Source organism: Streptomyces sp. NPDC016459, from assembly GCF_040632845.1.
Lineage (GTDB): Bacteria > Actinomycetota > Actinomycetes > Streptomycetales > Streptomycetaceae > Streptomyces.
Window position 1 is genome coordinate 39,416 of sequence record NZ_JBEYCR010000003.1, and the last position, 26,575, is coordinate 65,990.

General features: G+C 70.6%; 26 protein-coding genes and 3 pseudogenes. 16 read left to right on the forward strand and 13 right to left on the reverse strand.

Annotated features, from left to right (window positions below):
* Positions 1-196 precede the first annotated feature (196 nt).
* Positions 197-1,324, forward strand: coding sequence for a winged helix DNA-binding domain-containing protein (locus ABZ567_RS10330; protein ID WP_360786623.1), 1,128 nt, complete (start codon positions 197-199; stop codon positions 1,322-1,324).
* Positions 1,325-1,392: 68 nt separating this feature from the next.
* Here ABZ567_RS10330 and ABZ567_RS10335 read toward each other — a convergent pair.
* Positions 1,393-1,497: pseudogene (locus ABZ567_RS10335) on the reverse strand (helix-turn-helix transcriptional regulator); the annotation flags it as partial.
* Between the two features lie 603 nt (positions 1,498-2,100).
* Between ABZ567_RS10335 and ABZ567_RS10340 the strand changes: the two are divergent.
* Together ABZ567_RS10340 and ABZ567_RS10345 are read left to right on the forward strand one after the other, a co-directional pair.
* The gene (locus tag ABZ567_RS10340) at positions 2,101-2,898 is read left to right on the forward strand and encodes a recombinase family protein (RefSeq protein WP_360786625.1); all 798 of its coding nucleotides are present in this window, start codon (positions 2,101-2,103) and stop codon (positions 2,896-2,898) included.
* Positions 2,867-3,148, forward strand: a complete 282-nt coding sequence (locus ABZ567_RS10345; protein ID WP_360786627.1) for a hypothetical protein — start codon at positions 2,867-2,869, stop codon at positions 3,146-3,148. The genes ABZ567_RS10340 and ABZ567_RS10345 overlap by 32 nt, the downstream gene beginning before the upstream one ends.
* Positions 3,149-3,199: 51 nt before the next feature.
* Here ABZ567_RS10345 and ABZ567_RS10350 read toward each other — a convergent pair whose 3' ends face one another.
* Positions 3,200-3,409 carry a hypothetical protein gene (locus ABZ567_RS10350; protein WP_360786629.1) on the reverse strand — a complete coding sequence of 70 codons (210 nt, stop codon included), beginning with the start codon at positions 3,407-3,409 and terminating at the stop codon, positions 3,200-3,202.
* Positions 3,410-3,876: 467 nt separating this feature from the next.
* Between ABZ567_RS10350 and ABZ567_RS10355 the strand changes: the two genes are divergently transcribed.
* Complete coding sequence (locus ABZ567_RS10355) at positions 3,877-4,230, forward strand: hypothetical protein (RefSeq protein ID WP_360786631.1); 354 nt, start codon at positions 3,877-3,879, stop codon at positions 4,228-4,230.
* Positions 4,231-4,463: 233 nt separating this feature from the next.
* On the opposite strand, the gene ABZ567_RS10360 is transcribed toward ABZ567_RS10355, so the two are convergent.
* Together ABZ567_RS10360 and ABZ567_RS10365 are read right to left on the reverse strand one after the other, a co-directional pair.
* Positions 4,464-4,934 carry an NUDIX domain-containing protein gene (locus ABZ567_RS10360; protein WP_360786633.1) on the reverse strand — a complete coding sequence of 157 codons (471 nt, stop codon included), beginning with the start codon at positions 4,932-4,934 and terminating at the stop codon, positions 4,464-4,466.
* Positions 4,935-4,938: 4 nt separating this feature from the next.
* Positions 4,939-5,679, reverse strand: a complete 741-nt coding sequence (locus ABZ567_RS10365; RefSeq protein ID WP_360786635.1) for an XRE family transcriptional regulator — start codon at positions 5,677-5,679, stop codon at positions 4,939-4,941.
* Positions 5,680-6,035: 356 nt separating this feature from the next.
* Here ABZ567_RS10365 and ABZ567_RS10370 point away from each other — a divergent pair, with 356 nt between their 5' ends.
* Complete coding sequence (locus ABZ567_RS10370; protein ID WP_360786637.1) at positions 6,036-6,269, forward strand: hypothetical protein; 234 nt, start codon at positions 6,036-6,038, stop codon at positions 6,267-6,269.
* A 582-nt stretch (positions 6,270-6,851) separates the two neighbouring features.
* Positions 6,852-7,754, forward strand: a pseudogene (locus ABZ567_RS10375) (AMP-binding protein); the annotation flags it as partial.
* An 87-nt stretch (positions 7,755-7,841) separates the two neighbouring features.
* Here ABZ567_RS10375 and ABZ567_RS10380 read toward each other — a convergent pair.
* From ABZ567_RS10380 to ABZ567_RS10395, 4 genes and pseudogenes are all read right to left on the reverse strand, one after another.
* Positions 7,842-8,366 (reverse strand): GNAT family N-acetyltransferase, encoded by a 525-nt coding sequence (locus ABZ567_RS10380; RefSeq protein WP_360786639.1) that lies wholly within the window; start codon positions 8,364-8,366, stop codon positions 7,842-7,844.
* A 19-nt stretch (positions 8,367-8,385) separates the two neighbouring features.
* Complete coding sequence (locus ABZ567_RS10385; RefSeq protein ID WP_360786641.1) at positions 8,386-9,186, reverse strand: TIGR04222 domain-containing membrane protein; 801 nt, start codon at positions 9,184-9,186, stop codon at positions 8,386-8,388.
* 108 nt (positions 9,187-9,294) lie between these two features.
* Positions 9,295-9,654, reverse strand: coding sequence for a hypothetical protein (locus tag ABZ567_RS10390; RefSeq protein ID WP_360787668.1), 360 nt, complete (start codon positions 9,652-9,654; stop codon positions 9,295-9,297).
* A gap of 711 nt (positions 9,655-10,365) precedes the next feature.
* Positions 10,366-10,665 (reverse strand): annotated as a pseudogene (locus ABZ567_RS10395) (hypothetical protein); the annotation flags it as partial.
* A 204-nt stretch (positions 10,666-10,869) separates the two neighbouring features.
* Between ABZ567_RS10395 and gcl the strand changes: the two are divergent.
* On the forward strand, positions 10,870-12,648 hold the full coding sequence (gene gcl / locus ABZ567_RS10400; protein WP_360787577.1) for a glyoxylate carboligase: 1,779 nt from the start codon (positions 10,870-10,872) through the stop codon (positions 12,646-12,648).
* Between the two features lie 211 nt (positions 12,649-12,859).
* On the opposite strand, the gene ABZ567_RS10405 is transcribed toward gcl, so the two are convergent.
* The 4 genes from ABZ567_RS10405 to ABZ567_RS10420 form a co-directional block, all read right to left on the reverse strand.
* Positions 12,860-13,525, reverse strand: a complete 666-nt coding sequence (locus tag ABZ567_RS10405) for an HNH endonuclease (protein WP_360787580.1) — start codon at positions 13,523-13,525, stop codon at positions 12,860-12,862.
* 490 nt (positions 13,526-14,015) lie between these two features.
* A complete protein-coding gene (locus tag ABZ567_RS10410; RefSeq protein WP_360786642.1) occupies positions 14,016-15,473 on the reverse strand; it encodes a catalase in 1,458 nt (485 codons plus the stop codon).
* 188 nt (positions 15,474-15,661) lie between these two features.
* Positions 15,662-16,555: a 2-hydroxy-3-oxopropionate reductase gene (locus ABZ567_RS10415; RefSeq protein ID WP_360786644.1), complete on the reverse strand. Its 894-nt coding sequence runs from the start codon at positions 16,553-16,555 to the stop codon at positions 15,662-15,664.
* A gap of 84 nt (positions 16,556-16,639) precedes the next feature.
* Complete coding sequence (locus ABZ567_RS10420; RefSeq protein ID WP_360786646.1) at positions 16,640-17,473, reverse strand: TIM barrel protein; 834 nt, start codon at positions 17,471-17,473, stop codon at positions 16,640-16,642.
* 141 nt (positions 17,474-17,614) lie between these two features.
* Between ABZ567_RS10420 and ABZ567_RS10425 the strand changes: the two genes are divergently transcribed.
* The 8 genes from ABZ567_RS10425 to ABZ567_RS10460 all read left to right on the forward strand — a co-directional run bounded on the left by ABZ567_RS10425 (position 17,615) and on the right by ABZ567_RS10460 (position 24,391).
* Positions 17,615-17,866, forward strand: a complete 252-nt coding sequence (locus ABZ567_RS10425) for a hypothetical protein (protein WP_360787583.1) — start codon at positions 17,615-17,617, stop codon at positions 17,864-17,866.
* Positions 17,867-17,910: 44 nt separating this feature from the next.
* Positions 17,911-18,264, forward strand: a complete 354-nt coding sequence (locus ABZ567_RS10430; RefSeq protein ID WP_360787586.1) for a helix-turn-helix domain-containing protein — start codon at positions 17,911-17,913, stop codon at positions 18,262-18,264.
* Positions 18,265-18,419: 155 nt separating this feature from the next.
* Complete coding sequence (gene uraD / locus ABZ567_RS10435) at positions 18,420-18,944, forward strand: 2-oxo-4-hydroxy-4-carboxy-5-ureidoimidazoline decarboxylase (RefSeq protein WP_360786648.1); 525 nt, start codon at positions 18,420-18,422, stop codon at positions 18,942-18,944.
* Entirely contained in the window at positions 18,941-19,360 is a 420-nt protein-coding gene (gene uraH / locus ABZ567_RS10440; protein ID WP_360786650.1) for a hydroxyisourate hydrolase, read from the forward strand. The genes uraD and uraH overlap by 4 nt, the downstream gene beginning before the upstream one ends.
* Before the next feature lie 5 nt (positions 19,361-19,365).
* The gene (pucL, locus tag ABZ567_RS10445; protein WP_360786651.1) at positions 19,366-20,289 is read left to right on the forward strand and encodes a factor-independent urate hydroxylase; all 924 of its coding nucleotides are present in this window, start codon (positions 19,366-19,368) and stop codon (positions 20,287-20,289) included.
* 262 nt (positions 20,290-20,551) lie between these two features.
* Positions 20,552-21,940 carry an 8-oxoguanine deaminase gene (locus ABZ567_RS10450; RefSeq protein ID WP_360786653.1) on the forward strand — a complete coding sequence of 463 codons (1,389 nt, stop codon included), beginning with the start codon at positions 20,552-20,554 and terminating at the stop codon, positions 21,938-21,940.
* A 394-nt stretch (positions 21,941-22,334) separates the two neighbouring features.
* Positions 22,335-23,684, forward strand: a complete 1,350-nt coding sequence (locus ABZ567_RS10455; RefSeq protein WP_360787589.1) for a nucleobase:cation symporter-2 family protein — start codon at positions 22,335-22,337, stop codon at positions 23,682-23,684.
* 59 nt (positions 23,685-23,743) lie between these two features.
* A complete protein-coding gene (locus ABZ567_RS10460; RefSeq protein WP_360786655.1) occupies positions 23,744-24,391 on the forward strand; it encodes an aspartate/glutamate racemase family protein in 648 nt (215 codons plus the stop codon).
* Between the two features lie 310 nt (positions 24,392-24,701).
* Here ABZ567_RS10460 and ABZ567_RS10465 read toward each other — a convergent pair whose 3' ends face one another.
* On the reverse strand, positions 24,702-25,427 hold the full coding sequence (locus ABZ567_RS10465) for a hypothetical protein (protein ID WP_360786657.1): 726 nt from the start codon (positions 25,425-25,427) through the stop codon (positions 24,702-24,704).
* A gap of 142 nt (positions 25,428-25,569) precedes the next feature.
* On the opposite strand from ABZ567_RS10465, the gene ABZ567_RS10470 reads away from it, so the two are divergent.
* The gene (locus ABZ567_RS10470; protein ID WP_360786658.1) at positions 25,570-26,541 is read left to right on the forward strand and encodes a fibronectin type III domain-containing protein; all 972 of its coding nucleotides are present in this window, start codon (positions 25,570-25,572) and stop codon (positions 26,539-26,541) included.
* Positions 26,542-26,575: the final 34 nt, after the last annotated feature.

Genomic DNA, 26,575 nt, shown 5'->3' on the forward strand with positions numbered 1-26,575 from the left:
GTACACCTCCTGGGGTCTCCGGGCAGGATATAGCGGACGAACGACCCGGGCGCGGCGTGTGGTGCCGGTCGGCGGCTGTCTGCTGCGGGGTCGCGCCCCCTCGCCCGGGCGGCTCCGCCTCGCCCCGGCTTCCCTGGCAGCTACCACGCTCCCTTGCGGACCGTACTTGTCCGCAAGCGCGAGTAGCGTTCCCGTCATGGCCCTCCAGACGAACCACCCCGTGCTCGGTCCTCGCGCCCTCAACCGTGCCACGCTCGCCCGGCAACTGCTCCTGAGCCTCGCTCCGACGGGTGTCGAGGAAGCCGTCGGCCACCTCCTGGGCCTCCAGGCGCAGAACACCAAGCCTCCCTACTACGCGCTCGCCGCCCGCCTCGACGGGTTCCGGCCCGAGCAGCTGTCCGCGCTGATGGAGTCCCGGGCCGTCGCCCGCATCGTGACCATGCGGTCCACCGTGCACACCCACACCGCGCGGGACGCTGGAGCCCTGCGGGCGCTCGTCCAGCCGGGGGCCATCGACCGCGAGCTCGCCATCTTCGTCTCCCGTGGAGGGCTCGACGGCGTCGACCTCGACCGGCTCGCCGCCCTCGCCCGCGCGCTCGTCGAGGAACGGCCCCGTACTCCGAAGGAGCTGCGCGAGGAACTCCTCAAGGAGTGGCCCGACGCCGACCCGCAGTCCCTCTCCGTCGCCGCCCGCTGCCTCCTGCCCCTGGTCCAGGTCACCCCGCGCGGGCTCTGGGGGCGCGGCGGTCAGGTCGCGCTCACCACCATCGGGACGTGGTTCCCAGACGGCGCGGACCAGGCCGCCGATCTCGACGAGACCGTGCTGCGCTACCTCGGCGCCTTCGGACCCGCCTCCGTCAAGGACATGCAGACGTGGTGCGGTCTGACCCGGCTGGGCGAGGCGTTCGAGCGGCTGCGTCCCCGGCTCCTCGTCTTCCGGTCCGAACGCGGCACCGAGCTCTTCGACCTGCCCGACGCCCCCCGTCCCGACCAGGACACCCCCACCCCGCCCCGTTTCCTCCCCGAGTTCGACAACCTGCTCCTCTCGCACGCCGACCGCACCCGTGTCGTCCCCGCCGAGAACCGCTCCCGCACCTGGACGGGCAACCAGGCCCACCGGGCGTTCCTCGTCGACGGGTTCCTCGCCGGACTCTGGTTCCTGGACGAGACCAAGGAGCGCACCACGATGACGATCGAGCCGTTCACGCCGCCCGGCCGGGCGGCACGGGCCGAGCTCGCCGCCGAGGCCGAGCGCACCCTGCGCATCATGGCCGCGCAGGATGTCCCGTACGAGATCGTCTTCCGCGCAGCCCCGGACAACTGACGGCGCCGCCCCTCACCGCAGCGCCCCCGCCCACCGCACCGCCCCGGGACGACTGACCGCACCCGCCCTCACGGCAGGACCCCCGCCCTCCGTGCCGCCACCACCGCCTCCATGCGCGTGTGCGCCCCCAGCTTCCGCATCGCCGAACGCAGACAGCCCTTCACCGTCTCGGGGCTTGACGGGGGTGCTCATGCCGCCTCCTCCGCCTTCTGCAAGAAGGAGAAGCCGGTGACGCGCGGCCCGGAGAACAGCGAGAAGACGGCTGAGGAAGTCGCCGCGCTCGCGATACAGGCTCTGGATGACGTCCGGTCACGGACGCACCGCCTGGCCGTAGTCGGCCAGATCCAGTACGGGCCCCAGGAAGAGACCCGCACGGTCGTCCTGGGGCCGTTTTCGTGCCGCGGCATCCTCGACTCCGAGGAGAAAGTCCGCAAGGCACTTGCGGGGCTGCTGAGCGCCCGGGAGGCGGGCCAGGCCCTGGCCTGGGACCCCATGCGGAAGAAGGGCAGGGGGCGCTTCATGCTGGCGCCCATGCTCTGGAATGCCCGGGACGCCTGGGACTTCTACCGCGGCAACGAGGTTGCCAAAGAGGTCGTCGAGGCTGTCACCGCGCTGCCCCGCAGCATCTCGCCCGCCTGCCTGTGCGGGCTCAAGCACATCCCACGCTGCCGGTTCTGCGGCGTGGCGTACGACCATCACTGCCCCCTGCACGAGCCGGAGGCGCCGATACACCGCTGCACGACAGCGGCCTGACCGCGCCGGCGGGGCGCGGAACGATGCCGCGGCCCTTCGACGTGGTCTGCGTGTACGAAGAGCGAGCTATCGGCCGGCGGGACAAGGCCTTCTGGCCGTGGGTGTGGAAGCTCGAAGACGACTACGGCATCTTCACCGCGGTCGTGAAGGGCGACTACGACAACACCACCGACGAGGGTCGTAGTCGCATGCGCAAGGCGCAGGACCGCGCCGAGGACGAGCTGATCACCCTCAGAGACCGCACGCAGGGTGGCGTCCAGGAGAAGGCCGAAGAGGGCGGACACCCTGGCGGGGTGGCGCCGTACGGCTACCGCATCGAGAGCCAGGGCGTCCGCGGTGAGAGCCGCCTCGTCCTGGACGTGGGCGAGAAGAACGAGGCCTACCCGACCCTGCACAGAGCCCGGCGTCTCATTGTCGAAGACGGCAAGACTCCGGCCGAGGTTGAAGCCATCCTCAACGCTGAAGGCCACCCCGGCCCGACGGGCCGGGGTTGGTCCAAGGGGTCGCTCAGGCATGTTCTGACCGGCCGTGCCATTCAGGAGGCGCGCCGGGTGTTAGGCGACCCCAAGGCGCCGAAGGTCCGGCTGGGCCCGGACGGCGCCCCAAGGCATGGTGAAGCTGTGGCCATCAAGCTGGACCCGGTCTTCACCGATGTTCAGCTCAAGCAGCTGAACGCAGCTCTGGAGCGGACCTCGCGAGGTCCGCGGGCCCAGGAGGAGAACGTTCACCCCCTGAGCAAGCACTCCCGAACAGCTCGCGGCCGGCGAAGCGCACGGGCTGACTCCGCCCATGTGCGCGTTCCTGCGCGGCGAGACTCCTGAGGAACTGAGCGCGGACGCTGTGGCGTTCCTCGAAGCCTTCGGTATCCCTGAGCCGCCCGCACCGGTCTACCGTTCCGGCGGTCCCCGTGGAGTCGACGTTGGCAGCGGAGGACGAGGCGTCAGCGCTGGCGCCGCGCTCTACCGAGATCGGCACGGGCTCGACGAGGACGGTAAGCGTCCCGCGAAGAAGCCGGTGCCGACGAGCAACCGCAACCCGTTCGCTGAGAACGGCTACAGCATGGAGCGCTGAGGGGCTCTGTACCTCGGAGGGGCAACCCTTGGGTCGCCCCTCCCGAAGACGTTAACGCTTGAGGTACTGGAGCACGATAAGGCCCGCACCCGTAACCGCGAGGCACGCAGTTCCCGCCTTGGTGAGGCCGTCAAGAACGGTGCCACCAAGTTCGGTGACGACGATAAAGGAAAGAAGGCCGACCACCGCGCCGACGAGCATCACGATCGTGATGTCGCGAACCGGGTGCGCACAGATAGTGGTGGTGCCGCTGGACGTCACGCTGTTTCCTCCCGAGTGTCACTGACGCGTACTGCGTGGAGACATGCCTCACCTGTCGGTGTGGTCTCCAGCTAGGAGCCGACAAGGCAGCTCCTGGGCCTGCGCCGTCACGGCGAGGCCAAATACGATCAGTTCGTCCTTTTCGGATTCGGGAAGGGTCAGGCGCGTGTGTAGGTTTCCAGCCGGTACACGCCCCCAATAAGCTACAGCACGGCCAACTGCCCCGCAAGTAACCATTGTTCGGCGGCAGCGTGACGACTAGCCCGGACCAGGGGGGTGACCCCCTGCCGGAAAACCTCAAGACCGTACAGGTGCTGGTCCTCTCTGTCTGTACGGGTCTGGGGGATCCGGCTGAGGTGTCCTCAGGAGCCCGCTGGAGCGCCGAACGGACGCCGGGTGGGCTGATTCGACCCCCGAAACGGGAGGCGGACGCACAGCGATCTACTCTGGCGAACATCTACTCGTCGATGCGCTACGCCACGGACCGTTACGGCTCGCTCCCGGCGGCCTACGGGCGTCCGGGTGGCTACGCCGCCGGTGGGTTCCCTGGCGTCGGCGAGCTGGCATGGGTCGGCGAGCGTGGGCCCGAGTTGGTCCGCTTCCTCCACCCGACGCAGGTCTACAGCCACAACGACTCGACGGCCATGGTCCGCCAGGCGTCGACGGTGCAGGCCGGCAGTAGCTCGCGGATGCCGAACATTGTCGTCGAGTCCCGCACGTTCATCGGTGAGCGCGAGCTAACGGACGTGGTGCGCACTGAGATCGACGTGCGCGACGCAGATCTGATCACTGCGTCCGCCTACGGGCGGAACATCCACTAGCCACCCGTTCCGACGTCCGCCCCCGTCATGGCTGCGGGCGCCACCCCCAAGACTTTGAGAGGTAGGCCATGGACACTACGAAGCCCATCAAGGCGACCCCCGTCACGTGCCCGCACTGCACCGCCGAAGTGCCGCAGACCAGCGGACCGGGGCGCGTGAAGCGGTTTTGTACACCGGAGCATGGCCGGCTCTGGCGACGTCAGGCGCGGTTCTTCGGGTGGCTCTGACGTCGATCAGCCAAGGTACGGCGCTGCACGGTGTTCGAGTGCGTGTTGAACTCTGAGCCGCTGAGTGTGATGCATGGGCAGGCTGCTGACGTCCGACGGCACCACGAACCGGAGCTCCGTGGACTCGTCCGAGATTTGCAGCCTGCCGCCAATCACCCGGGCGCGGAAGCACACATTGAACTGGCGCCGGACCTCCCCGTCGCTGTACTCGATGATGTGCCGGGGGTCGGTGTACGTACCGACGAGGCCGATCACCTCGATGTCGAGTCCGGTCTCTTCCTTGACCTCGCGGACGGCTGTCCCGGGGAGGCTGTCGCTCAGCTCCATGCCGCCCCCGGGAAGCGCCCACAACCCACTATCCGTACGGCGCTGGAGGAGGATGCGCCCCTCGTCGTCAGTGACGAAGGCCGAAGCAGCCACCACCATGCTGTTGGGCTTCGGGGCATTCGGATCGTCGTAGTACTCGCGGCGGGCCATGACGTTAGCCTGCCACGGGAGCGCCCGTGGCCCACACGGCGTCGAAGCTGGCGGCATAGGTGTCGAACATCCCGCCATCGCCACTCCGACGAAGGTGCCACACCGGGGCGGCATACGCGTTGGCGCCCCACACATGGGCGTTGACGAGGCACTGATCGTCACCGCGATAGATGCTGTTGTAGAGCGTCGTGCCGTGCGTCCGGATCTCGACGTTCTCTGCCCCGACCAAAGATCGGTAGTGCATGAGCGCGAGCCGGCATCGCGACTCAATGCCGTGTCCAAACCGTTCCTCCTGACCGCGCTGTTGCACGTTCTCACTGTCGGCGTCGCCTACTGCAATCCGGATCCGGCACCCGTCGGCCGCACGCTCCCTGAGGAGCTCGTTCAGCCGCGGATACGCCTCATGGAGGAACGCGGCGGCGTAGACGAGGATGTCGACACGCTCGCGTGCGGGGGCGATTAGGTCGACGAACGTCGACACGGGAAGGTCTGCGCGTTGGTCGTAAACCGCGACAAGCTCGGGGCTTATGGCTCTGGCGCTTCGAGCCTGACGCAGCGCCGGCCAGAGTGCGTGCACGTCCTCCCCCAATGTCTCGGCTGCTCTGAGCGCCGTGTCTCGTCGCGGAGTTCTGCCTAGGTTGACCCACCGCTCTACGCTCTTCGGGTCCACCCCGACAGCGCTTGCAAGCGATGCATGAGTCCACCCATCTGACGTCATGGCCACCCGTAGACGCTCGTTCTGCATACCAGTCTCCCCTTAGGACGCGAGACGCCGCTAGGGACGTTCTACATCCTCCGGGACGTCCCGAAGTGGGTTTTGTACGTAGTTCCGCCGTCCCGATGTACTGAGCGACGCTCAGGGGACTTGAGGGGATGGTGTGCAATGTCCGAAGAGCAGTGGCAGCCGGCCAGGAGCCGGTACGCGGTCGATGCAGACGGACGGATCGGCCGTGTGGTCGACCGGTACGAGGGAAGTGTCTTTCTCCGTCCGCCTGGCGGTGGTCGAGAGTGGTCGGTCTCACCCGAGGAGCTGCGTCCGCCAACACAGGCGGAGATGCGGGGAATTCAGGTCTACACCACGCCCGTGACGCGGAGTACGCCGTGAGCGCCGTCGGGACGGTTATGCGGTTCGTGACGCACCGCATCACCAGGCACCCCGACTCCGAAGTCACCGCCACGGCCCGGTGCCTGAATCCCGACTGCACGTGGGAAGTCGCGCCAACGGCCGACGTCAAACAGGCCGACGTCGAGTGCATGGCGCACGCGGGCGCCACCGGGCACGGCATCTTCGCCCGGAAGTTCGAGGACGTAGCCGTGGTGGTGCGCACCGAATGAGGCACGCCGTGGTGGTGACTGTCAGCGCGGTGGTCTGGATCTGCACCGTTGCGCTGATAGTCGCTCAGCTCTAGATTTCCGCTCCTCCGGCCGGCCTTTACTGCGGGGACGATCCCATGGCGGGGGAGCGGAGCCAGGCCCGCGCGGTGCGTCTCGCGAGCGCCCGTGCCGGGAGCGGGCGGGACGTCGAGGTCGGCTCACGTCCCGCCCGTGCAGCGTCGAGCGGCGGCCTCGTCCTCCCGTCGGGGGTCAGAATCCCCGACGGGAGGGTCAGTTCCGACACCCGCGTCGACGGCGCGTTTCCGCAGCTCAGAGCGTGTTTCTTACCCTTACTTCTCTTCTTTAGGGTCAAAGTAGAGAGAAATATAGAGAACCCTATAGACCTCCTTAGGGCTTCCTGGAAGTTCCCCCTGGTTTGACAGTTTGGCGCCAGTCCGACCCCCACCGGGGGACGAGGCGGCCGACGTCGAGCCGGCGCCACCCCTGACCGCCCCGGTCGTCCTCTTCCCCCGTGGAGGACGGCCGGGGCTTCCTCTTGTGCGCAGGCGGGGTGGACATTGCACAGGTGGTCCCTTACTCCTCGGCATGGTGATGGCGAACCTGGCCGCCACCTCGCACGGCGCCCGCATCGTGATCCCCGCGGCCTCCTTCGACCCGTCGGCCACCCTCCGGGCGGTGCAGGAGGAGCGCTGCACCTCGCTCTACGGCGTCCCGACGATGTTCATCGCCGAGCTGAACCTCCCCGACTTCGCCGCGTACGACCTCTCCACTCTGCGCACCGGCATCATGGCCGGCTCGCCGTGCCCGGTGGAGGTCATGAAGAGGGTCGTCGCCGAGATGAACATGGCGGAGGTGTCGATCTGTTACGGCATGACCGAGACCTCGCCGGTCTCCACCCAGACCCGCCGTGACGACGACCTGGAGCGCCGCACGGGTACGGTCGGCCGGGTCCTGCCGCACGTCGAGGTGAAGATCACCGACCCCGCGAGCGGCCTCACCGTGGAACGCGGCACGGCGGGCGAACTGTGCACCCGCGGCTACAGCGTGATGCTCGGCTACTGGGACGAACCCGAGAAGACCGCGGAGGTCATCGACGGCGGCCGCTGGATGCACACCGGTGATCTGGCGGTGATGCGCGACGACGGCTACGTGCAGATCGTCGGCCGCATCAAGGACATGATCATCCGGGGCGGCGAGAACGTGTACCCGAGGGAGATCGAGGAGTTCCTCCACGGACACCCGAAGATCGCCGACGTCCAGGTCGTCGGCGTCCCCGACGCCCGGTACGGGGAGGAGATCATGGCCTGCGTCATCCCCCGCGACCCGGCCGACGCGCCCACCCTGGACGATGTCACGACCTTCTGCCGCGACCGGCTCGCCCACTACAAGATCCCGCGCAGGCTGGAGATCCTCACCGAGTTCCCGATGACGGTGAGCGGGAAGGTGCGGAAGGTGGAACTACGGCAGCGGTACGGGAGTTCCTGAGGCACGTCCTCCGTGTCACGCCGGGCGCCGCACCTTTCGGCGCATGCAGCGTCAGGCCGGGCTCCGCACCTTGCGGCGCATGCGGAGTCAGGCTGGGCGCCGCACCTCCCGGCGCATGCAGACGCGCGGCCAGGCCGACAGGCCGTGGGCCGCCTCCGCGTGGCTGATGGCGCGCAGCCCCTCCGTCAGCGCCGGGTCGGACTCCGCGAGCGGGCGGAAACCGAGCCGTGTGTAGTACGGCGCGTTCCACGGCACCTCGGTGAACGTCGTCAAGGTCAGCGCCGCCAGGCCCCGCGCCCCGGCGGTGGCCGCCAGATGCTCGATCAGCCCCCGGCCCACGCCCCGGCGCGCGACGGCCGGATGCACCGACACCTGCTCGATGTGCGCCGACCCGTCGACCGTGTCGGCGAGCAGATACGCGACCGGGCGGTCGGCGGCGTCCACCGCCACCCACGCCCGGCCCGCGTGGCGGTACGCCTCCAGGACGTCCAGCGGCAGGGGGTCGTCGTCGGCGATCGCTGCCATGCCGAGCATGCGGAACGGCTCGCCCGCCGCCCGTTCGATGTCCTGGAGCAGCGGGAGTTCGGCCGAAGCGGCCGCTCTGATGCGCATACGGCAGTATGGCGCGGCCTCACCCCGGACGCTCGCCCCCGGCCGCTCCGCGATCCGTCGGCGGCCGGTTCCGCTCCGCCTCCCAGGGGCGGTCGAGCAGCCCGCCCTCCGACGAGAAACGCGGCAGGAACAAGGAGAGCGCCGGGTCGCCGTACAGCGCCACGTACAGCTGGACCAGCCCCCCGTCCGTCACCTCGCGCCGATGCGCCGGCAGCGGGTACCGCGCCCGCAGCTCGGCCAGGAGCAGCCGCGCCGCCCGGGTGGCGGGCGGAAGTCGTAGCAGCACCACCGCCACGAGCGCCGGCAGCGCCCCCGCCGCGAGTACCGCGGCCTGGACCGTGTTCGACGGCCCCGTCGCGTACGCCCCCACCCCCACCGTCAGCGGTACGCAGCCGAGCAGCGTCCCCGCCGCCCCTCGCCGCGCGGGCGACCGCAGGAGACCCGTCGCGCGCAGCTCGCCGTGCAGCGCGTCCACCGCCCGCCGCGCCTCGGGACGCAGTGCGAGGTCCCGCAGCGCGAAGGCCCGGTGCAGTGCCCGGTGCACCCCCAGCTGTACGGGGTCCCTGGTGCGGCCCGGCCCGCCGTTGGCCCGAATCGTATGTTTACGGCCCGCCGCGACCGCTCCGCGCTGGTGCAGCGCCACCAGCGCCACCGTGACGGCAGCCCGCCGCCCGCCCCGCAGCAACGCCAGGGCCTGCGGCGGCGGCACGTCGTCCGTGCGCGGCGCTCCGCTTTCCCGGCTGCGGGTTCGCAGCAACACGACGGCGAACACCAGTTGCCCGCAGGCCGCTCCGATGAACCACCACATTCCCGTCGGCATGACACCCACCCCCGAGGGTGTTGTGCCCGGCAGGGCGTGATCGTCACGCGTGAATGGCCGGATCCGAATGCCGAAGTGCCGGGGCGGGGCCCGTGGGGCGCACCTCGCTCAGGCGCCCGCGGCCAGATCGTCCGCTGCCGTGTTCACCGGCTGCGGGGTGCCGGTCAGGTCGAGGACGAAGAGCGGGAGACCTACCTCGGCGGCGCGGGCGCGGGCCTCCGGCGTGTAGCCCGCGAGCGAGAAGAACACGCTCACGGCGGAGGCGCTCAGCCCGTTGAGCCACAGGCACTCGACGGCCCGCAGCCCGGTGGGCCGGGTGCTCGGGTCGACCTGCGCGACGAGCCCCGGCGCCCGCAGGTCCACCCCGGACGAGGGGCGCTCCTCCGGCTGGACGACATCCCGGAACCCCAGCCAGCGCAGATACCCGGCGGCCGCGGCGACGGCGTCCCGCGCGGTCCGGATCGTCACGGGCCGGAACGTCCCCCGCGCCGGTACCGGGCGCGGGGCGGTGGGCGGCAGGGGAATGCGCGTGGGATACCGCTCGGCGAACGTCCGGGGCCCCACGGGCCGGGGCGGCTCCACGGGCCGGGGCGGCTCGGGACGCCGCCGGTGAGCGGCGGGACCGGGGGTGCCGGGGCCGGGGGAGGGGGCACGGGGCGAGGGGGTGCCAGGCCCGCCGACGCCGTGCCCGTCGGCGCCATGCCCGGAGGTGCCAGGCTCGTCGGTGCCGTGCCACGAGGAGGCAGGCCCGCTCGGGCCGTGCTCGGAGGCGCGAGGCCCGCTCGGGCCGTGCTCGGTGGTGCCGTACCCGCTGCTGCCTTGACCGTGGGTGCCGTGTCCGCCGGTGCCGTATTCGCCGGTGCCGGGTCCAGGGGTGCCGGACCCGGCACCGACAGGCCCGGAGGCTCCCGGTCCCGCTCCCGCGCCGCCTGTGCCGATGCCGGTGTCGGCGCCGGGTGAGCCGGCACCGGGCCCGCGGGCCCCGCGCCCCCCGGTAGGACGCGTACGGAACCACTCCGAGCCGGGCTCGGCCGCGTGCGCCGGTGCCGTACCGGCGGCGCCGTCCGTCCCGCTGCCACCGGGCCGCCCGGAGGAGGAGGGCCCGGACGGGCCCCGGGGCGCGGGCCCCGGCGCCGTACCGGACGAGCCCGTCCCGTCCGACGTCCGCGTTCCCGGGTCCACCGGCCGTACCGGTATCCGCAACACCGTTCCGCAGGCGCAGCCCAGTTCCGGGTGGGGCCAGTCGTCCTCGCGGCCGCAGGCCTCACAGCGGACGGTGACCCACTCGTCCGTCCAGTTCCGGTGCGTGATCGGTTCCGCCGTCGCGCCCGCCCGCACCGGCGGCGCCACCGGGCTTCCGCACGCGCAGGGGAAGACGGGTGCCGCGTATGCCTGCGTGCGCCGGCATGCCGGGCAGCGCACCGGTATCGACTCGCCCACGGTCAACCCCCTTGTCGTTCCGTCCCATCGTCCACCCATCGGCCGCCCCGAGGGAGGGTGTTCGGCCACTTCCGTGATCCCGCTGCTCGGACTTCTCTTGACGGCTCTCCGGAGCCCGTCCTACATTGCTTCCGTATAGCAGAACAGTATTTCCGCATTACGGAAACAAGCTGACCGGGCTCCCCGAGCCGACCGGTGGGCTTGGATCCGCCCGGCCGAAGCAGGAGCACTCCCATGCCTCGTATGACCGCCGCCGCAGCGGCCGTTGAGATCCTCAAGCGCGAAGGCGTCACCCAGGCGTTCGGCGTCCCCGGCGCGGCGATCAACCCCTTCTACCGCGAGCTCAAGAACGTGGGCGGCGTCAACCACACGCTCGCCCGTCACGTCGAGGGCGCGTCCCACATGGCCGAGGGCTACACCCGCGCCAAGGCCGGCAACATCGGCGTCTGCATCGGCACCTCGGGTCCCGCGGGCACCGACATGATCACCGGCCTGTACTCGGCGATCGCGGACTCCATCCCGATCCTCTGCATCACCGGCCAGGCCCCGGTCTCGAAGCTCCACAAGGAGGACTTCCAGGCCGTCGACATCGCGACCATCGCCAAGCCGGTCACGAAGGCCGCCACGACCGTCCTGGAGGCCGCACAGGTCCCCGGCGTCTTCCAGCAGGCCTTCCACCTCATGCGGTCCGGCCGGCCCGGCCCGGTCCTCATCGACCTGCCGATCGACGTCCAGCTGACGGAGATCGAGTTCGACCCGGAGACCTACGAGCCGCTGCCGGTCTACAAGCCGCGGGCCACCCGCGCCCAGGCCGCGAAGGCGCTGAGCTTCCTCCTGGAGTCCGAGCGTCCGCTGATCGTCGCCGGCGGCGGCATCGTCAACGCCGACGCCACCGACCTCCTCGTCGAGTTCGCCGAGCTGACCGGCATCCCGGTCATCTCCACCCTCATGGGCTGGGGCACCATCCCGGACGACCACGAGCTGGCCGCCGGCATGGTCGGCGTCCAGACCGCGCACCGCTACGGCAACGCGACCTTCCTGGAGTCGGACTTCGTCCTCGGCATCGGCAACCGCTGGGCCAACCGTCACACCGGGTACAACCTGGACGCCTACACCAAGGGCCGGAAGTTCGTCCACGTCGACGTCGAGCCCACGCAGCTCGGCAAGATCTTCGCCCCGGACTACGGCATCGCCTCCGACGCCAAGGCCGCGCTCGAACTCTTCATCGAGATCGCCAAGGAGCTGAAGGCCGCCGGCACGCTGCCCGACTTCTCCGCCTGGGCCGCCTCCGCCCAGGACCGCAAGGCCACCCTCCAGCGCCGCACGCACTTCGAGAACATCCCCATGAAGCCGCAGCGCGTCTACGAGGAGATGAACAAGGCCTTCGGCCCGGACACGCGGTACGTCACCACCATCGGCCTCTCCCAGATCGCCGCCGCACAGTTCCTGCACGTCTACAAGCCGCGCCACTGGATCAACTGCGGCCAGGCCGGCCCGCTCGGCTGGACCATCCCGGCCGCGATCGGCGTCGCCACCGCCGACCCGGAGACCCCGGTCGTCGCGCTCTCCGGCGACTACGACTTCCAGTTCATGATCGAGGAGCTGGCGGTCGCCGCCCAGCACAAGGTCCCCTACGTCCACGTCCTCGTGAACAACGCCTACCTGGGGCTCATCCGGCAGGCGCAGGGCGGCCTGGGCATCAACTTCGAGGTCAACCTCGAGTTCGAGAACATCAACACCCCGGAGATCGGCGTCTACGGCGTCGACCACGTCAAGGTCGCCGAGGGCCTGGGCGTCAAGGCGATCCGCGTGACCGACCCGGAGAAGCTGGGCGAGGCCCTGGAGCAGGCCAAGAAGCTGGCCGTCGAGCACCAGGTCCCGGTCGTCGTCGAGGCGATCCTGGAGCGCATCACCAACATCGCCATGAGCAAGACGGTCGACATGAGCGACGTCACGGAGTTCGAGGAGCTGGCCACCGAGCCGGCCCACGCGCCGACCGCGATCAAGGCCCTCAAGGTCTGATGAAGGCCCTCAAGGTCTGATCCAGACCCTTGAGGTCCGATCACGCAGGACGTCCGACCGGAGAGCAGGTCCGATCACGCAGGACGTCCGACCGCGGAGCCGTGACACGGCCCCCGCCCCGATGAGCACCGGGGCGGGGGCCGCCCCGCGTTCACGCGCCGCCGGGCCGCGACCGGCCCTGCGCCCGTACCCGGCCGGGGGTCCGAGGGGCCTACCGGGGTGCCGTCGAGCGGTGCACGACCGTGTCCTCGCACGGGCCGTCGGCGAACAGCTTGAGCGCCTCCATCTCGTCCTTGTCGACCGTCAGGCCCCAGCGCAGCTTGGTGCCCACCCACTCGCCGACGTAACGGCAGTACCGGGCGTTCTCCGCGGGCACCCATTCGGCGGGGTCGCGCCCGGCCTTGTCCTTCTGGCTGCGAGCGGTGACGGCGACGAGGGTCGCGGCCGCCCCCTGGTCGTTGGCGTACTTCTCGCGCCGGGCGGCCGTCCAGCCGGACGCCCCCGACTGCCAGGCCTCTTCGAGCGCGACGAGGTGGTCGACGCGGAGACGGGCCGGGTCGGTGACGTTCTGTCCGTCGTAGTACGAGGTCCACCTGCCCCCGGTGAGGGCGCAGCCGGCGCCGGTCTTCGGGGCGTCGACGGCTTCGGCGACGAGTACCTCGGCGCGCGTGTCGCAGCCGTCGGCGGGGTCGAGGCCCTGGTTCCAGTGGGGGAACGCCGTCTCCTTGTAGCCGGCCGGGTTCTCGGCGTCCTCGGTGAGCGCGGCGAGCGCGTCGGGGAAGAGGACGACGCCTGCGGAGAGAGCGGGGGAGGGGGCGGCGAGGGGGCACAGGACGAGGGCGAGGGGAGCGAGCCCGCGCATCAGGTTCTTGATCATGTCCTGGTGGATAGCGCCGGTCACGGGGCGCACGGTAGCGGAATGGCGGTGCGCTCGCCCGGCCGGGTGGGGATCTTCACCGCAGAAACGATGCGCTGGGGCTGCTACGGACCGGGCGGGTGGAAGAGCGCAGAAGAGCGCGGAACCAGGGACCGTAAACCTGGTTCCGCGCTCTTCCGTCTGTGACCGCCCGACGGCACGAGGCTGGCGCGACAGGACGTTCGCGCCGCCGGGCGGAGTCTTGGGGGGCCTCTTCGAGGAGGGCCCTGGGGGCGTTGGGACCGCGGCGGCGTCGACGGGCGGAGCGGCCTTCCTTCTTTCAGGTCAAGAAGGAGGGCTGTCGCCCTTACCACCGCACTGGCTCGGCGCCGCCGCGGTCCTCACGCTTGTCCGGATCGCCGGCCACCCCTCATCCGGGTCGGTGATCCGGACCACGTACGACACTGACCTTCCGTCAGATGCCGTACGCAGTCTGGGTGGTGCTGGTCCGTCAGTCCTCGCGCAGCGCGCGGACGGCCTCCTCGACGCGCTTGCCGTACTCCGGGTCGGCGGCGGCGAAGTGCGCGAGGTTCTTCTCTATGACGTCCTCGCGGGACACCTGGGACAGACCGCCGGCGATGTTGGCGACCAGACGGTTCTTCTCGTCCTCGGACATCAGGCGGTAGAGCTCACCGGCCTGGAAGAAGTCGTCGTCCTTGGTGTGCTGCGGCGCCTCGTGGGTTCCGGTCCAGCCGTGGATCGCGAGCGGGGCGGAGAGCGCCGCGTCGGTCTGGGCCGGGCCGTGGTACGAGTTGGGCTCGTAGTTCTTGTCGTGGCGCGAGCCCTGGCGGGTGGCCATGACGCCGTCCCGGCCGTAGTTCTCCGCGACCGTCGCCTTGGGGGCGTTCACCGGCAGCTGGGTGTGGTTGACACCGAGGCGGTAGCGGTGGGCGTCGGCGTAGGCGAAGAGACGGCCCTGGAGCATCTTGTCCGGCGAGGGACCGATGCCCGGGACGAAGTTGTTCGGGGAGAACGCGGCCTGCTCGACCTCGGCGAAGACGTTGTCCGGGTTGCGGTCGAGGACCAGGCGGCCCACGCGCTGCAGCGGGTAGTCCGCGTGCGGCCACACCTTGGTGAGGTCGAAGGGGTTGAAGCGGTAGTCCACCGCCTCGGCGGCCGGCATCACCTGGACGTACAGGGTCCAGGAGGGGTTCACACCGCGCTCGATCGCCTGGAGCAGGTCGGTCTGGTGCGAGTTGGCGTCCTTGCCGACGAGCTCGGCGGCCTGGTCGGCGGAGAGGCTGCGGATGCCCTGGTTCGTCTTGAAGTGGTACTTGACGAAGAAGGCCTCGCCCGCCTCGTTGGTCCACTGGTAGGTGTGCGAGCCGTAGCCGTTCATGTGACGGTACGAGGCAGGGATGCCGCGGTCGCCCATGAGCCAGGTGATCTGGTGGGTGGCCTCGGGGGAGTGCGCCCAGAAGTCCCAGACGTTGTCCGGCTCCTGCTTGCCCGTGAAGGGGTCACGCTTCTGCGAGTGGATGAAGTCGGGGAACTTGATCGGGTCCTTGATGAAGAACACCGGGGTGTTGTTGCCGACGAGGTCGTAGTTGCCCTCTTCGGTGTAGAACTTCAGGGCGAAGCCGCGGGGATCGCGGACCGCGTCCGCGCCTCCGAGCGAGTCGGCCACCGTGGAGAAGCGGATGAACGTGTCCGTCTTCTTGCCGACCTGGGAGAGGAACGAGGCCTTCGTGAAGCCGGTGACGTCGTCGGTCACCTCGAAGTAGCCGTACGCGCCGGAGCCCCGGGCGTGCACCACGCGCTCCGGGATCCGCTCACGGTTGAAGCGCGCGAGCTTCTCCAGGAGGTGCTGGTCCTGGAGCAGGAGAGGGCCACCGACGCCGGCGGTGGCGGAGTTCTGGTTGTCGGCGACGGGGGCGCCGGACTCGGTCGTAAGCACGCGCTTCGACATCGTGACCTTCCGTACGGGAGCTCTGCAGACGGTGCGAGGAGAGTAAATTCGGCTCGAACATAACGTCAACAGTTTGTTGAAAAGGAAGTGTGGTGTTCCGGTCGGCGGCGGCGCCTGGGCGCGACAGGACAGTTGTCAGCGCCGCCGCCGACCGGAGATCTGGGGCCCCTTCGTACCGGGGCGGTGGATCAGACCTGCTGGCCGGAGAGGCGCTCGACGGCGCGGAGCAGGGCCGAGTGGTCCAGGCCGCCGTCACCCTGGGCGCGCAGCGAGGCGACGAGCTGGGCGACGACCGCACCGACCGGGAGGGCCGCGCCGACGTTGCGGGCGGCGTCGGTGACGATGCCCATGTCCTTGTGGTGCAGGTCGATCCGGAAACCGGGCTTGAAGTCGCGGTTCAGGAAGTTGTCCTTCTTGCGGGTCAGGACCGTGGAGCCGGCCAGACCGCCGTTGAGGACGTCCAGGGCGGCCTGGAGGTTCACGCCGGACTTCTCCAGGAAGACCACGGCCTCGGCGCACGCCTGGATGTTGACCGCGACGATCAGCTGGTTGGCGGCCTTCACCGTCTGGCCGGAGCCGTGCGGCCCGCACAGCACGATGGTCTTGCCGAGGGCCTCCAGGATCGGAAGGGCCTCGTCGAAGTCGGCCTGCTCGCCGCCGACCATGATGGAGAGCACGGCCTCGATCGCGCCGGCCTCGCCGCCGGAGACGGGCGCGTCGATGACGCGGATGCCCTTCTCCTTGGCCTTCGACGCCAGGTCGACCGAGGTCTGCGGGGTGATCGACGACATGTCGACGATCAGCGCGCCCTGCCTCGCGTTCTCCAGGATGCCGTCCGGGCCGTAGGCGATGGCCTCGACCTGCGGGGAGGCGGGCACCATCGTGATGATGACGTCGGCGTCCTTCACGGCCTCGGCGATCGACGCGGCGGCGGTGCCGCCGGCCTTCGCGAGCCGGTCCAGCTTGTCCTGCTCCAGCGTGAAGCCGGTGACCGTGTAGCCGGCCTTCAGCAGGTTCTCGGACATGGGCGAGCCCATGATGCCGAGGCCGATCCATGCGATCTTGGGGAGGTTGCTGCTCATGGTGAGGGTGCCTCTCGAAACAGGGTGGTACGGGGGAGGAGTCGCGGGTCGGCGAGCCGGGCGGGCCTCGGCCGGGAGCCCGGGTCAGCGGGCCGGGCGGGCCTCGGCCGGGAGCCACTCGAAGGACGCGGCGGCGTCGGCCGCCTTGTACTCCAGGCCGATCCAGCCGTCGTAACCGGCCTTCTTCAGATCGTCGAGCAGCAGCTCGAGCGGCAGGTCGCCGGTGCCCGGCGCGCCACGGCCCGGGTTGTCCGCGATCTGGACGTGGCCGGTCTTGGCGGCGTACTCCGCGATGACCTGGCCGACGTCCTCGCCGTTCATCGACAGGTGGTAGATGTCGAGGAGGAACTTGGCGTTGCCGAGCCCGGTGGCCGCGTTGACCTTGTCGACGACCTCGATGGCGGAGGGGGCGCTCACCAGGGGGTAGAGCGGCGACTCCGGCTTGTTGAGGGTCTCGATCAGCAGGATCGCGCCGATCCGGTCCGCCGCGCGGGCGGCCAGGACCAGGTTCTCCAGGGCGAGGGTGTCCTGGATCTGCGGGTCGACGCCGTCGACGCGGTTGCCGTAGAGCGCGTTGAGCGCCTTGCAGCCGACCGAGGCGGCGAAGTCGGCCGCCACCTCGATGTTGGCGCGGAAGCGGTCCGACTCGTCACCGGGCACGGAGAGGGCTCCGCGATCCGGTCCTGGCAGCTGTCCGGCGTAGAAGTTCAGGCCCACCAGCTGGGTGCCGGCGTCCTCGAGGGCCTTCTTGAGGGCGTCGAGCTCGCTCTGCTCGGGGGTGGCGGTGTCGATCCAGGGCCACCACAGCTCGACCGCCGTGAAGCCCGCCGCGGCGGCGGCCGCGGGGCGCTCCAGGAGCGGGAGTTCCGTGAAGAGGATCGACAGGTTCACATCGAAGCGCTGGTCCATGAGTCCCATGAGAGGTAGGCGCTCCTTCCGTATCGCGGAAGTAAGTTTCTGTCTGACGGAATGTTGCAAGGCGGGCGGCGCGCTTGTCAAGGGGTCCCCGCAGGTCCGGGGCTCCCGTAGGGCCGAGCGGGGCCGTAGCGTGGGGCCATGGTGCGTTTGAGAGTGGAGTTCACGACCGAGCCGTTCGACCTCGACGAGGCGCCGGCGCACGCGGTCGTGGCCCGTGAGGTCATCCAGTCGGCCGAGCTGGACGCGGTCGACGTCGGCCCCTTCGGCAACACGGCGGAGGGTGGCGCCGACGCGGTTCTCACCGCGGTCGACGCGCTGCTGCGCTCGTCCCTGGAGGCCGGTGCCACCCGCGTCTCGCTCCAGGTCAACGTCATCGGGGAGGGCGAGAAGTGAGCGAGCACCCCTTGGTCGCGGCGGTCAAGCCCCTGGTCGACGCCATGGGCGCCGAGGTCCTGGTCCCCGCGCAGGCGGGAGCCGACGACGTCGTCCTGTCCTGGGAGGGCGAGGACGTGATCGCCGTACGGCTGCCCCAGCTCTCCGACTCCCTCGACCACATCCTGGCGGCGATGGAGCGGCGGCACGGGATGCCGCTGTCCGAGCTCGACCGGAAGTCCAAGCAGGAGGCCGTCCGGCTGCTTGAGGCGCGGGGGGCTTTCTCGGTACGCCATGGGGTGGAGACGGTGGCGGGGGCACTGGGTGTCAGCCGCTTCACCGTGTACAACTACCTCAACAGGGAGACGGCTCAGCGGGAGACCGCCCTGAACAGGGAAAAGGCCCCCAAAGCCGAGTAGTCGATCATGTGTGGCCACGAGCCGTCGTCCAGATGTCGGGACGACGGCTTTTACGTGGCCGAGTTTTCAACAAAGTGTTGACGTTGTGTTGCGGAGGGCGTTAGCTATCCGCAGCCCGTCCGACGCACAGCGAAAAACAGCCACGGAGGCTTCCCGTGACTTCAGGTACGACACCGGGCCTCACCCGGTTCAACACCTCGGCGGACAGCGAGGCCCACGCCGCGCTCCACGAGGTGTGTTCCAGTTCGGCGTGGGGAAGCAGGATCCTCGCCCAGCGCCCGTACACCACCGCCGAAGCTCTCTTCCTCGCCAGTGACGCCGCCATGGCTGAGCTGACCGCCGAGGACCTGGCCGAGGCGATGGCGGGGCACCCGCCGATCGGTCGTCCGAAGGCAGGGGACCCGACCTCCTCCCGCGAACAGAGCGGGATGGCCGGCGCCTCCGCGGAGCTCAAGGCCGAGATGCTCGAACTCAATCTGGCCTACCAGGACACGTTCGGACACGTCTTCCTCATCTGCGCCACCGGCCTGACCGGCGAGCAGATGCGCGACGCGCTCCGGCAGCGGATCGACAACCCGGCCGAGAAGGAGCGGGAGATTGTCCGCACCGAACTGGGCAAGATCAACCGCATCCGGCTGACCCGACTCGTAGAGACCTCCGAGGAGGAGAACTCCGCATGAGCACCGACACCACCGCCTCGGTGTCCACCCACATCCTGGACACCAGCGTCGGCCGCCCCGCCGAGGGCGTCGCCATCACGCTCGCGGCCCGCGGCGGCTCCGACGCGGAATGGGTGGCTCTCGGCGGTTCGGCCACCGACGCGGACGGACGCTGCAAGGACCTGCCGGCGCTGCCGGAGGGCACCACCCACGTACGACTCGACTTCGAGGTCGAGACGTACTTCTCGAACAAGCACAGCGTGAACAAGCAGAGTTCCACGAACCAAGCCGAGGCGCAGCAGGACGCCCCCCGCGTAAGGGACAGCGGTGCGTTCTTCCCGGAGGTGGCGATCACGTTCGCCGTCACGCCGGGCGAGCACTACCACGTACCGCTGCTGCTCAACCCGTTCGGCTACTCCGTATACCGAGGGAGCTAGCAGACATGCCCACGATTCTCGGCCAGAACCAGTACGGCAAAGCAGAGAACCGCGTCGTCAAGATCACGCGGGACGGCGACACCCACCACATCAAGGACCTGAACGTCTCCGTCGCCCTCTCCGGTGACCTCGACGACGTCCACCTCTCCGGCTCCAACGCCCACTGCCTCCCCACCGACACGACGAAGAACACCGTCTTCGCGTTCGCCAAGGAGTACGGCATCGAGTCCGCCGAGCAGTTCGGCATCCACCTCGCCCGCCACTTCGTGACGAGCCAGGAGCCGATCCACCGGGCGCGCATCCGGATCGAGGAGTACGCCTGGGACCGGATCGCCACCTCCGAGGCCAACTCCAAGTTCATAGGCTCCGACGAGGTCAACCACTCCTTCGTCCGCCAGGGCCAGGAGACCCGCGTCACCCAGATCACCTACGACGGGACGAACTGGGAGGTCATCTCCGGCCTCAAGGACCTCGTCGTCATGAACTCCACCAACTCGGAGTTCTGGGGCTACATCAAGGACAAGTACACGACGCTCCAGGAAGCGTACGACCGCATCCTGGCGACGCAGGTGTCCGGCCGCTGGCGGTTCAACTGGACCGACGACGAGCAGCGCATGCCCAACTGGGAGCGGTCCTACGCCGAGACCCGGAAGCACATGCTCCAGGCCTTCGCCGAGACCTACTCGCTCTCCCTCCAGCAGACCCTGTACCAGATGGCCTCGCGGATCATCAACCACCGCTCGGAGATCGACGAGGTCCGCTTCTCGCTCCCGAACAAGCACCACTTCCTGGTCGACCTCGAGCCCTTCGGCCTGAAGAACGACAACGAGGTCTACTACGCCGCCGACCGCATGTACGGCCTCATCGAGGCCACCGTCCTGCGCGACGGAGCCACGGCGCAGATCCCGGTCGACATGACCAACCTCTGAGCGGCATCTGATCGACCGGCCCCGCCGGCCCGCAGCCGGGCGGGGCCGGTCCACCGGACCGGACGTGATCCCCGGCGGGCCCCCCGGCCCCGGCGCGGACGGCCCCCGGCTCCCGGTCGGCGCGGGCGCACTCGTCGCCGTCCCGCGCACCCCGTTCTTCCACCACCTCGGCACCCGGAGCCGCCACAGGGCTCCGGCACTCAAATCCTCCTAGGGTCCTGCCGTGCCCACTCCACCCCAGAGGAATGAAGGAACCACCGCCATGGCAGCACCTTCGGCAGCCCAGCGCATCGTCATCGAGAACGCGGCGATCGCGACGGTCGACGCGAACGACACCGAATACGCCTCCGGCTACCTCGTCGTGGCCGACAACAAGATCGAGTCCATCGGTGCCGGCCGGGCTCCCGAGGGCCTGGAGAACGTGGTCCGCAGGATCGACGCCTCCGGTCACCTGATCACGCCCGGTCTCGTCAACACCCACCACCACTTCTACCAGTGGATCACCCGGGGTCTGGCGACCGACCACAACCTCTTCAACTGGCTCGTCGCGCTCTACCCGACCTGGGCGCGGATCGACGAGCAGATGGTGCGCGCCGCCGCCCGGGGTTCGCTGGCGATGATGGCCCGCGGGGGTGTCACCACCGCCATGGACCACCACTACGTGTACCCGCAGGGCTCCGGTAACCTCTCCGGCGCCATCATCGGCGCCGCCTCCGACATGGGCGTCCGCTTCACGCTCGCCCGCGGCTCCATGGACCGCAGCGAGAAGGACGGCGGCCTGCCGCCGGACTTCGCCGTCGAGACCACCGAGGGCGCGCTCGCAGCGACCGAGGAGACGGTGAAGAAGTTCCACGACGCCTCCTTCGACGCCATGACCCAGGTGGCCGTCGCCCCCTGCTCCCCCTTCTCCATCTCCACCGAACTCCTCCGGGAGGGCGCGGCGCTCGGCCGCCGCCTCGGGGTGCGCATGCACACCCACGGCTCGGAGACCGTCGAGGAGGAGAAGTTCTGCCACGAGCTCTTCGGCATGGGGCCGACGGACTACTTCGAGTCCACCGGCTTCCTCGGCGAGGACGTGTGGATGGCGCACTGCGTTCACATGAACGACTCCGACATCGCCGCCTTCGCCCGCACCAAGACCGGCGTGGCACACTGCCCCTCCTCCAACGCGCGCCTCGCCGCCGGGATCGCCCGCGTCCCCGACATGCTCAAGGCCGGTGTGCCCGTCGGCCTCGGCGTCGACGGCACCGCCTCCAACGAGTCCGGCGAACTCCACACCGAGCTGCGCAACGCGCTCCTCATCAACCGCCTCGGCGCCCACCGCGAGGCCGCGCTCAACGCCCGCCAGGCCCTGCGCCTCGGCACCTACGGCGGCGCCCAGGTCCTCGGCCGCGCCGACAACATCGGCTCGCTCGAAGCCGGCAAGCTCGCCGACTTCGTCCTCTGGAAGATCGACGGCCTCGGCCACTCCACCATCGCCGACCCGGTCACCGCCATCGTCTTCGGCGCGGCGGCCCCGGTCACGGCGTCCTTCGTCAACGGCAGGCAGATCGTCGAGAACGACCGCCTGCTCACCGTCGACGAGGACACCATCGCGCGCGAAGCGCGCGCGGAGGCACAGCGCCTGGCCCGCATCGCGGCCCAGGGCTGACCCTCCCCATGGAGTCCGACCGAGGGGGACGGCCCTCGGTCGGTCGCCGCGGACCCGAGCGGGGTCCGCGGCAGCCCGACCGGGAGGTGCCGTACGCAGAAGACGTACGGCACCTTCCGGGACGGTGACATCCGCCCGTACCCCCATCGGGCACCCCGTCCCCGCGCCGCCGCCTCCCCGCGCGCGCACCGCACCACCCCCGCACCGAGCCGCACCTCCTGCACCTCGCACCGCATCGCACCACCTCCCTGAACCCCGCGTCGCCGCCGACGTGTAACCGACCGGAGGAACCGCCGTGGCCGCCAAGCCCCAGGTTCGCAATGCACAAGACGCAGGCTCCGCCCCCGAAGACCGGGTGACGCATCCGGTCGACGAGACGCTGCCCCCAGTGAAGATGCTCACCAGCGGCCTCCAGCACGTGGCCGCCATGTACGCGGGGGTCGTCGCCCCGCCCTTGATCGTCGGAGCGGCCGTCGGCCTCTCCGGCACCGAACTCACCTTCCTGACCGGCGCCAGCCTCTTCACCGCCGGTCTCGCGACCTTCCTCCAGACGCTGGGCGTCTGGAAGATCGGTGCCCGGCTGCCGTTCGTCAACGGCGTCACCTTCGCCGGGGTCGCTCCGATGCTCGCCATCGTCGACACCACCGATGACAAGGCCGACGCGCTGCCCGTGATCTTCGGCGCGATCATCGTCGCCGGACTCCTCGGCTTCCTCGCCGCGCCCTGGTTCTCCCGGCTCGTGCGGTTCTTCCCGCCGGTCGTCACCGGCACCGTGATCACCCTCATAGGCGTCTCCCTCCTCCCGGTGGCGTTCGGCTGGGCCCAGGGGCCCAACCCCAAGGCCGCGGACTACGGTTCGACCACGTTCCTCTGTCTGGCCGGCATGACCCTCGTCGTCGTCCTGCTGCTCCGCCGCTTCACCCGCGGCTTCCTCAAGCAGATCGCCGTCCTCGTCGGCCTCGTCATCGGCACCGTCATCGCCATCCCGTTCGGCGTCACCGACTTCTCCCCGGTGACCGAGGCGGACATCGTCGGCTTCCCGTCGCCCTTCCACTTCGGCGGCCCCCAGTTCGCCCTCGCCGCGATCATCTCCATGTGCGTGGTCATGCTGGTCTCCATGACCGAGTCGACCGCCGACATGCTGGCGCTCGGCGAGATCGTCGACCGGCCGGCCGACGAGAAGACCATCGCGGCCGGACTGCGCGCCGACACCCTCGGCTCCGCGATCAGCCCGCTCTTCAACGGCTTCATGTGCAGCGCCTTCGCGCAGAACATCGGTCTGGTAGCCATGACCCGGATCCGCAGCCGCTTCGTCGTCGCATGCGGCGGCGGGTTCCTGGTCCTGATGGGTCTGTCGCCGGTCGCCGCCTCCCTCATCTCGGTCGTCCCCCGGCCGGTCCTCGGCGGCGCGGGCGTCGTCCTCTTCGGCTCGGTCGCCGCCAGTGGTATCCAGACCCTGGTGAAGGCCGGCCTGGAGAAGGACAACAACGTCCTGATCGTGGCCGTCTCCCTCGCCGTCGGCATCATCCCGATCACCGCGCCGGAGTTCTACCACGCCTTCCCGGAGACCGCGAAGATCATCCTGGACTCCGGCATCTCGACCGGCTGTGTGGCCGCGGTCCTGCTCAACGTGGTCTTCAACCACCTGGGCCGGGGCCGGGACGACGACGAGGTGACCGCGCCCATGGAGCCGGGCGAGGACATCTCCGGCACCCACACGGCGAAGGCGGCGCACGTCCACTGAACCCGCCCGTCCTCCCCCCGACCGCCCCGGTCCCCGCGCACACCGCGGGGCCCGGGGCCGTGGTGCTGGTCAACCCCAACACCTCCACCGCCACCACCGCTATGATGACCGCCATCGCCCGCCGCACCCTGGGCCGCGTGCTCCCCGTCCGGGGCGTCACCGTGGCCCGGGGCCCGGGCATGCTCACCGACCCGGCCGCCCTGCGCGCCGCCTGCCCCGAGGTCCTCGCCGCGGGCCTCCGCGCCACGGCCGCGGGCGGCTGCGCGGCGCTCGTCGTCGGTGCGTTCGGCGACCCGGGCGTGGCGGCGCTGCGCGCGGCGGTGGACGTCCCCGTCGTGGGCATCGGCGAGGCGGCCCTCAGGGAGGCCGCCGCCGACGGGACGCCCTTCGGGGTCGCCACCACGACGCCGCTCCTGGCCGCCGCGGTCAGCGACCACGTGTCGGCGCTCGGCCTCGCCGACCGGTTCACCGGCATCCGCCTCACCGTCGGGGACGCCGCACACCTCTCCGCCGATCCGGCCCTGCTCCTCGACCGGTTGGAGCTTGCGGTCCGGGCCTGCGCGGAAAGGGACGGGGCGCGGGCGGTCGTCATCGGCGGCGGCCCGCTGGGCGAGGCGGCCGAGGACCTCCGGTCACGCTGCCCGGTCAGGATCGTGGCCCCGATCCCGGCGGCCTGCCGGGCGATCGTCCGACTGCTGTCCGTGTGACGGCTCCGGAGCCGGGCCGGGACGCGGTCACGGACCCGGACCCGGGCTCGGACACCGTCGGACAGCGAGGCCCGGTCGCCGTCACGACGCCGGACCGCCCGACGCTCAGGCAGCCGACCCCAGCCGACCCGCTCAGGCAGCCGACCCCAGCCGACCCGCTCAGGCAGCCGACCCCAGCCGACCCCCTCAGGCAGCCGTCCCCCGACGCGGCCCACAAGCTCACGGAGCCACGCATCGACGTGGCCGACCCGCTCAGGCAGCCGTCCCCCGAGGCGGTCGACACGCCCACGGAGCCACGCACCGACGCCGTTCACCGTTCCACCGCGATCCGCCGGCGGCACTCGGCGGCCAGCCTGGGGTACGCGGTGCCGATCGCCTCGTACAGTCGCCGCCGCAGCAGCCGTTCGGCCTCGCCGCGTCCGGTCTCCCCGTACAGGCCGTCGAGCAGCACCTCGTACCGCGACAGGACATGCCGCAGGTAGGTCACCTGCCACCGCACGAGGGCTCCCGCCGGCGGCCCGGCCGACCCGTCGGTGAGCGCCGCCGAAACGGTCCCGGCCGGCGGTCCGCCGCCCGGGGCCGCCGAGACGGTTCCGGCCGACCCGCCGGTGAGCGCCACCGAAACGGTCCCGGCCGACGGCCTGCCGCCCGGCCCGTCTCCTGCTCCGCCCGGCCTGCGCGCGCCGAGCAGTTGCCGGTGGCGCACCGCCCGTCGTTCCAGTTCGGGCCCGGGGAGCCGGGGCACCTCGATCGGTTCCGCCCGGATCGCGGCGAGTACGGCGCCCCGTCGCCGTTCGGCGTAGGCCGCGGCGGCCGAGGAGCGGGCGGGGCCGAACGCCGAGGTCTCGGCGAACTCGGGGGTCCGCTCCACGGTCTCGACCCGGGCCAGGAGGTACAGCCGCAACGGCGCGAGGGACCAGCGGCGCGGATCCCGCCCCTGGACGTCGGGCGTGCCGAGCAGGTCGCGCACCATCGTGTCGGTCCAGCCCCGTCGGCGTACCCCGGCGAAGGTCACGTAGGTCGTACGGTCCGTCATGATTCCCCCAGAATCGACTACGGAGAGTGATGTTCATAGTGAAGCGCACGCCACTGACAACGCCCCTCTTGCAGAGGTCGACCCGGCTGTGCGATATAGGTCTGGACCTTTTTGACGGACCGCTTCGGACGGAGGCCGCCCCGTGCAACGTCCGCTCGTCGCACGCCTGTTGACGCCCCTCGCGCTCACCGGCGCCCTCGTCCTCGCGGGGTGCTCCGGCGCCGCCGCGCCCGAGGTCGAGGACACCCGCGCGCCCGCCGCCCCCTCCGGAGTCACCGCGACCGCCGGCAGCGCGAGCACCGTCCACGTCATGTGGAGCGCGGCCACCGACGACCGGGCCGTCACCGGCTACACGGTCTACAGCGAGGGCCGCAGGATCAAGGACCTGCCCGCCGCCACCCTGATGACCGACGTCGTCGGGCTCGCCCCCGCCACCCCCCACCGCTTCGCGGTCCGCGCCCGCGACGCCGCCGGCAACGTCTCACCCCCCAGCGCCACCGTCACCGCGACCACGCTCCGGGCCACCGCGGAGGACCGCACGCCCCCGACCGCCCCGACCGGCCTCCGCGCCACGCCCGACGGCGGCCGGGCCGTCACCCTCCGCTGGTCCCCGGCCAGGGACGACACCGGGGTCACCGCGTACGACGTCTACCGGGCCGACACCCGCATCCACAGCGTCCCCGGCACCGCCACAAGCGCCCACGTCGGCGGGCTGCGCCCAGGCACCGCCTACGCGTTCACCGTCCGCGCCCGCGACGCCGCCGAGAACTCCTCTCCGGACAGCGCCACCGCCGACCTCACCACCGCCCCGTCCCCGGGCGCGCCCCCGAACACCGCCCCCACCCGCCTCGCAGTCACCTCGGCCAAGCGCGAGATCACCGTCACCTGGACCCCACCGGACACGGGCGCCCCGGTGACCCATCACGAACTCCACCTCGACGGCCGCTTCACCACCACCATCATCTGGGGCACCGCCCCACCCCCCGACCGCGCCACCTACACCTTCCCGGTCCAGGACCCACCGGGCACCCGGTACACGGTCACCCTCCGCGCCCGGCTCCCCGACGGCACCTGGGGCGACTTCTCGGCCCCCCGGACGGTGGTGGTGCGCTGACGGGCGTCACCCTCGCCGACCCGTGATTCCCGGC